The following is a 6,786-nucleotide window of genomic DNA, read 5'->3' on the forward strand; positions in this document are numbered from 1 at the left end:
AAAGCACCCAAGCCCATTTCGCGACGCCGCCCATGAATGGTATAACGATACAGCCATTGAGCACCACCATCTTTACGTTTGTGAAGAAGCAAGCCGGCTTGTGACGTGCAAGCAAGTGGTTTTAGTTGATTTCAACATACGCAGATTTGAAATGAGAGAATCCTACGTTATTTGGGATTCTTATTCGATATGAATAGTGCTAAATTATCATTATAAATCAATATGATTGTATCTTTAATAAGAAATAAAAGTTTGTATTTTGGCGTCGAGTAGAACCTCTTTTAAAAGTAATTTCACCGCAAGTAGTATTTCACAAAATTACAATTAAAACAGAAAAATAATTGAAAAATTTTTCTTCTGAGAAGCTGATTTACGCAACAACTATTCTTTATTTCAGCCCAAAAAAATCTTTTTAAAATTACTTGATAAAGCAGAACATTGCATATTTCTTATTGCGATTTAAGTGAAATAGCCATTGAAATCAGGAATAATACTTTTTGAATGAACTTACTAATTAAAATGGAAATTAGCTGAGCACAAGAGTTTTTCGATTTATACCGGTATAGGCTAATTTGTTTTCCAAACTGAATATTGCGCAATACAGTTAAATTGACTTTACAATTATAAATTTGTAAACTTTTTATAAAATACTAATTGTCTTGAATATAAATAAAGTACATAATAACAATATGAGGGGGATATTATGTCATATAAAAAACCGCAGGTGATTGGCACTGTGAACAGTGCAACTTTAACTTGTTATAAACCATTGGTGTGAGATAGAAAAAAATAAAAAAACAGGATAAGAGCGCTGCAGCGCCCTTATCCATTGTATTATTAATAAACAATTTAGGAGGGGAAATGTTTCGTATTAATCTCGACGAGAATAGCATAACTAGATTAAATGATTTTTAGACTATTGTGCTTAATGATTCAGTTATAATTTTAATTGATTCAGTTTTTTACAGAATCAGAAAATTGAAACTGTTGCGGCAAAGCTTAATGTAGAGACAGAGATTTTAGCATCAGATTTTTCAATCTTGTTAAGAGAACTAGAAAAGAATGGCTTTCTTTTAAAGAAGGAAAACTTGATTAGTGCGTCAGATTCGATTTTTGATCTTAAAAAATTATGAGTACCTGTAACACCTATTATACATATTATCCAGAATTGCAATAGCCCTTGTATCATGTGCGATTGCTGGAAGATTAAGGAAAAAAATTGGCATACTCCAGAAAGTTTAATACCCTTATTTAGAATGTTGAAAGAAAAAGGAGCTGCCTCAGTGATGCTTTCTGAGGGAGAACCTTTAATGCATCCGAAGCTTAAAGATATTTTATTAACGTTGAATGAACTAGGTCTGCCCGTTGAATTAAATACTAATGGCATCTTATTGCATAAAAATTTATGGATTTCACAGTATGACATAAAAGAAATTGTTATTTCTATGGATTCGACTAGTGTCCAAGGATATTATGATATACGGGGGGCGAATAAATTTGATCGCGTGTGGAAAAACATTGAAACAGTTAAGAATCTTCAACCTCTGCAAAGTATAGGAATAAGAGCGACAGTTACCAAAGAGATTCTAGAAAATATTATTAATTTTATCGATTTTTGTATAAGCAAAGATGTCGATTATATCGGATTCAGCCCGCTCGATACGTTGTCATTTAGTTTTTCTAGAAAAAATAATACAAAGGATCGATCTAAGGCTTTAAGAAACAAAACTCTTCCGCCAAACGCTTCACTTTTTCATTTGAGAGATGAATTATCAAGGAAAGAATCCCCCCTCCAGATTTATATAGATAAAAAGTTCCAAGAAAGGAAAATCTCATGGACGTCACAAAATTTTGTAAATTGTATTAATTATTACTTAGGCGAAAATTCTGCGTACGTTTCGTCGCCGTTAATGTGTTTATTTCCATTTTGATCCTTGGTATTGGACTATAATGGAGATTTAAAACATTGCTTTTATTCAGAAGCTTTTGGGAATCTACAAAATTATGAGGCAATAGATTGGTCTGCTCAAAGCGTTTTAAAATCTTTGAAAGAATCTGGCGCATGTAGCGGATGTCGTGGGAAGGTATTTTGTGGATAAGGTTAAGCAATTTAAGATTTATAGCGTTAGCAAGTCTACTGCTCTAGTGGTTGCTGTTTTACCACTTTTTTTGTCGGAAAAATTGCATTTGTCGCAAGCGGATATTGTTTTAATCGGTAGTTATTTTTTATTGCTTCCTTTGATCTTAGAGGTCCCCTTGGGTTTATTATCAGATGTTTATGGAAGTAAGCGCGTTATTTATACTGGGCTGTTTTTCTTTCTTTGCGGTTTTTTAGCTCTTTTTATGAATTATGCATATTTTGCTTACGCCACTTATTTGTTGTGTATTACATTAGCGGCCGCTTGTTTCTCAGGTGCGGAAGATAGTTTACTCTTTTCTGTAGTACCAAAGCATCGCACACTGTTTTCCGTTAAGTCAGAAGTGGCTGCTGTTACCTATAGTGTGACAACGGTACTTATTTTTTTAGGGGGAATACTTTATTATGTGCATCCTGCATTGCCTGTAATTTTTCAAGTCCTTTCATTAATTTTTGCTATTTTTATGTTTTCAAAACTGACGAAGGGATTAGATAGTTTTCACATCAACGCTCATCCGAGTATTTTCACAGTTATGTGCGCCAGCCGTAAAGAAGTCAAAAACCCTTATCGCTTCACTCTTATTTTTTTAAGTGCAGTTTCAGCTTTTGCTATTTTGGTTAATAATCGAACTGTTTCTATCGCATTTTCTGATTTTTTGCCATTTCAACCTGCTATTTTGGTTTCGATTATTTTTATCATTGGAAATTTTTTTTCAGCAAGTTCCAATATATTGTTTCAGAAGTATTTTTCAAAGTTTCAAAATCCTATTTTTCCCGTCTTAATGATTGGTTGTATGGTAACCATTGCTTTTTTTCTCATGTCATTTCAAATCATTGCGGCTCTTATACTAGGATTTTTACTGCTATGTGTTTTTAAATCTGCTTATCGATCTTACCTGTCGTCTCTTCTTATAAATTCACTGATTGATCCCAAAGCTATCGCGACTGTTTTATCATTTACAGCCATTATTACAGCTGTTGTATCCTTTGCATTCAGTTTTTTATACGGTCATGTTTTTTCAACATTCTGGCAAGCTAATTTGTGGTTGGCAGTGATTATGGCTGTGATTTTTGGGGTGTCTGCTTTAATTATTTTTGTCAGAAAACAAGAAATCATTTGGTTACAGCCTGAAAATGCACAATCGTCAAAACAACATTTCTTGAAACGCAAGCATCAAGAGTTTTGCTATGGGCAAATTTATCCGGAAGCATCGTGCATTAATGAAAACATCAAGGATGGCTCTTTTCGACAAAGTCTCTATCCTGCACCAAATTTGATAACACTTTGCGATGAAATAGTCGAATGGGAGTTTATCCGGGGTACTGTATTGAGCCAAATGGATTTGCTACATCAAAAGGCGATTATTGATCAAATCAATAAGATCTTTCAAGATCGATTAAGCAAGAATATAATCTTATCACATGGAGATTTACATCCTGATAATATCATTGTTACTTCTGATAGTTCTTTTATGGTAGTGGATTGGGATTTATGTCAAGAAGCCAGTCCGGAATTGGATATCTTAACATTTTTCACCAGTCCAAGATTATCTCTCAATTTAGAAGAACGGATAGACTATATTTCTCATTTGCTGTCTATATCAAAGGATGAAGCTTTACCAATGATAAAAGCGTTTGTGGCTAAAAAAATTTCTGATCTTTCTCTATACCAAAATATTTTCATGAAACAATTAGTATTGGATTATATGAACTTGAATAAGAAATTTCATGGGCGATAATATTGTAATTTGTAATGAAAATTGCAGTGCGGGCTGCAATCATTGTCCGTATTCGATGGAATATATGGTGAGAGATGACGCGTTGCCTGAATCTTTATATACAATAAATGACATAAAATCTGATTTTATTATTCTTTCTGGTGGAGAGCCTTTTGAGCTCGATTATGATTTACTTCATAAATATACTTGTATGTGTCTCATTTGCAAAAAATATTTTCGGATTGCAACAGGGGGGCACATCTATATTCAACCATATTTGAAGCTATTAAAGAGTAATCCGTTCTTTTTAGGGATACAAATAGGCACAGATGTTATTTCAGAGATAAGAAATCTAGACAGTAAAAAATATAAACAAACGTGGGTGCGTAACATAGAATGTATGAAAAAAGATAGCGTACCATATAGTGTGACGATTACTTTATCGGAGAGATTCGATTTGGCAGAAGTGTTAGCTCTAATACGTATCGCTACTCCCGAGTTCATTTTAGTTAATTTTGAAAATAGAAAAAAGTATGAGAATAGATTTCAGTTAAATATGATACGGGATTTTTTTTCTGGCTGTGAGATAAAATATGGATATACGCATCAGAGTTTACACCAATAAATATAAACTATCGGATTCTTTTCACAGTTCTTCTGGTGTGTTAGTTGAAAAAACAGAACTGATAATTTTATTTACTGCTCAGGATAAAGTTATTTCGCCCTTTGCTATGGAGTTGCCATTATCACCTAGTCACGGAGAAATGCCGGACGATTTTATAAAACCTATAAATGAACGATCAATAAATAAAAGTAAACACTTTGTAAATTCTTTAAGCTATTTCTTTGGGTTGGAAGATTTTTTAAAAAAAGTTGAAATGGCTAAAATTATTAATTCTGGATTAATGAAATCTATTAAAACGATAGGAATAGGTGCAATTATTGATGATGAGATACGTAATTACGATTTGATAAAATTGAAATCATCGAATCAGTATTTGGATGATACAATTGCAATTGTTAATGAAAACAAAAATGTAAAATTTATTATTGATTTCAATGCAAGTATTAATTTTGAGCAGTGGAATTATTTTATTGATAGGATAGATAAGAATAATTTGTTTGGAATAGAACAGCCTGTGAAATTTCCTTCAAAAATTCCAGATTTGGGTTTCTTAAATATCGCTGATGAGACATTCGTGAAATGTGGTTATGAAAAAATTCACGAATATGGCTATAATGCTTTTGTCTATAAGCCATTTGCAAGTAATATTAAAGAATTATATAAGTGTTTTGAGAATAAAAATAACTACGTTGGTATGGTTGGAAGTAATGTTTCAGGCCCTTTAGATTGTAGTTTTTGTAACATCATAAATCATTATATGCCTACCAAATTAGCAGGAAATCGTGCAAGTAATTTTGAAGCGCATCCGTTAAATAATAAAACTGAGGATTTAATGAGAATTCGAGAAAAAAAGATCTCTCTCTCTGATGAATTGTTTATTTATCTTGATAAATTTTGCCAAAAGGTATCGGATTTGTATTTTGATATGAATCAATTAAAAGAAATTGCTACAAATATATAGTATTTCCCACTCTGAAGCAGCTATGTTTCGTGAATAGATATAGGACATACCGATGGAAGAACGATATGGTGCTTGTCTCATGTATCGGGATCTTATATACTAAAAGTGTCAAAGATGGTGGCAAAATTGGCTTTGATTTTTTTGATATTAGCAGTAATTTAAGCAGCAACTTGCCTTTTTTATTCAAGATTTTTGATGAGAAAGAATTATAGGTATTTCAGTTTGATGTAACTCAAAATAAGCGAACGGTATTTTTAAGCTTGATGTTTATTATAAAGCTGAGCTCAACCCCAATCAAAACAGTATGGCAGGTGGACTTATTATCTTACTTAAAAGGGGCTAGCTAAGAAGCATACGCTTGTTATTATATCGAATGTTCTCAATTTGCATTCGATTAAACTTACAAATCAAGATGGCTTTTATTCTAATATCATCAATACTGGGCTTTATAGATTAAACATTCAAGTCCAATAATTCGCAGAACAAATGAGCCATGCATCCAAAATGCCAATTACGAGTAATATAAATCCCAATGATATTGTAGCTGATATTCACTTAATACCATCAATACTCCCAAATGACTCCTATTATCGTAAGGTTTTTTCTTTTCTCTTGAGATCATCACCAACGTCATAAAAATATATTTTACCATGCTGTTGCACGTTTGGATTTTTTACAAAAATAGAAATTTCCATAGAGTAGCTCAAGATCCTAAACAAAAATATTAAAATATAATGTTTTTTATTTTTTATTATTAAAAAAATAACATAAACATTGGAATAACTCTCCAAAAGCAACAAAACTCTTTGTAAGAAGAACTCTGATCATTTTCTTTGAAAAAAGAGCAATGAAGAGAATGTCACTAAAAAGAGCGTTGAGCGATTGGCTTGAAAAACTGTCAAAAGAGATTTCTCTATTGTGTGGTCCTATGATTTTTCACCAAGGTGAGCTATTCATAGCGTTTTGTAGGCCGACCGCCTTTTGGGTTTTGTCTTCATAAATTTCACGAAGATAGTTGTAACAGCATAAAAGCTCTAAAGTTTGTTAAATAATTCCTTATGTTTTGGATTGGCTTGGCTTAAATGCACCCCACCACCTGTTACAGATCCCAACATGGCTTTTGCTGGTTTTTGGTCTGTTTTGCAACCATTGGCTTGTAAAAAGGTTCTATGAATGGCGAAAGAGCCAGCGCCCTTAACAAGAGCCACCAACGCGGGCAGTGTAACCCCAGAGGGGTGCGAACATTTGTCGTAAAAGCGTAAATCAGCAGGCAAATCACATGTAATACCCCGCATACGTAAATAGGTTTCTGCTAAAGTATTTTTGATTGGTTGGCTTTGTTGCC

The 6,786-nt window shown here is 32.9% G+C and carries 4 protein-coding genes and 2 pseudogenes; 4 read left to right on the forward strand and 2 right to left on the reverse strand.

Translation table 11 applies throughout. The features are described 5' to 3' along the window. Nucleotides 1-98, reverse strand: a pseudogene (locus ACFIQC_RS08975) (integrase); the annotation flags it as partial. Between the two features lie 1,089 nt (nt 99-1,187). Between ACFIQC_RS08975 and ACFIQC_RS08980 the strand changes: the two are divergent. The 4 genes from ACFIQC_RS08980 (at nt 1,188) to ACFIQC_RS08995 (ending at nt 5,441) form a co-directional block, all read left to right on the forward strand. After that, a complete protein-coding gene (locus tag ACFIQC_RS08980) occupies nt 1,188-1,931 on the forward strand; it encodes a radical SAM protein (RefSeq protein ID WP_375707067.1) in 744 nt (247 codons plus the stop codon). A 160-nt stretch (nt 1,932-2,091) separates the two neighbouring features. Then, nucleotides 2,092-3,876 (forward strand): MFS transporter, encoded by a 1,785-nt coding sequence (locus tag ACFIQC_RS08985; protein WP_375707068.1) that lies wholly within the window; start codon nt 2,092-2,094, stop codon nt 3,874-3,876. After that, nucleotides 3,866-4,480 carry a hypothetical protein gene (locus ACFIQC_RS08990; protein ID WP_375613858.1) on the forward strand — a complete coding sequence of 205 codons (615 nt, stop codon included), beginning with the start codon at nt 3,866-3,868 and terminating at the stop codon, nt 4,478-4,480. The genes ACFIQC_RS08985 and ACFIQC_RS08990 overlap by 11 nt, the downstream gene beginning before the upstream one ends. Next, nucleotides 4,449-5,441, forward strand: a complete 993-nt coding sequence (locus ACFIQC_RS08995; RefSeq protein WP_375707069.1) for a hypothetical protein — start codon at nt 4,449-4,451, stop codon at nt 5,439-5,441. The genes ACFIQC_RS08990 and ACFIQC_RS08995 overlap by 32 nt, the downstream gene beginning before the upstream one ends. 1,034 nt (nt 5,442-6,475) lie before the next feature. Here ACFIQC_RS08995 and ACFIQC_RS09000 read toward each other — a convergent pair. After that, nucleotides 6,476-6,786 (reverse strand): annotated as a pseudogene (locus ACFIQC_RS09000) (virulence-associated protein E); the annotation flags it as partial.

The organism is Bartonella sp. AA126HLJHH (genome assembly GCF_042197425.1).
In the GTDB taxonomy this organism is placed as follows: Bacteria; Pseudomonadota; Alphaproteobacteria; order Rhizobiales; family Rhizobiaceae; genus Bartonella.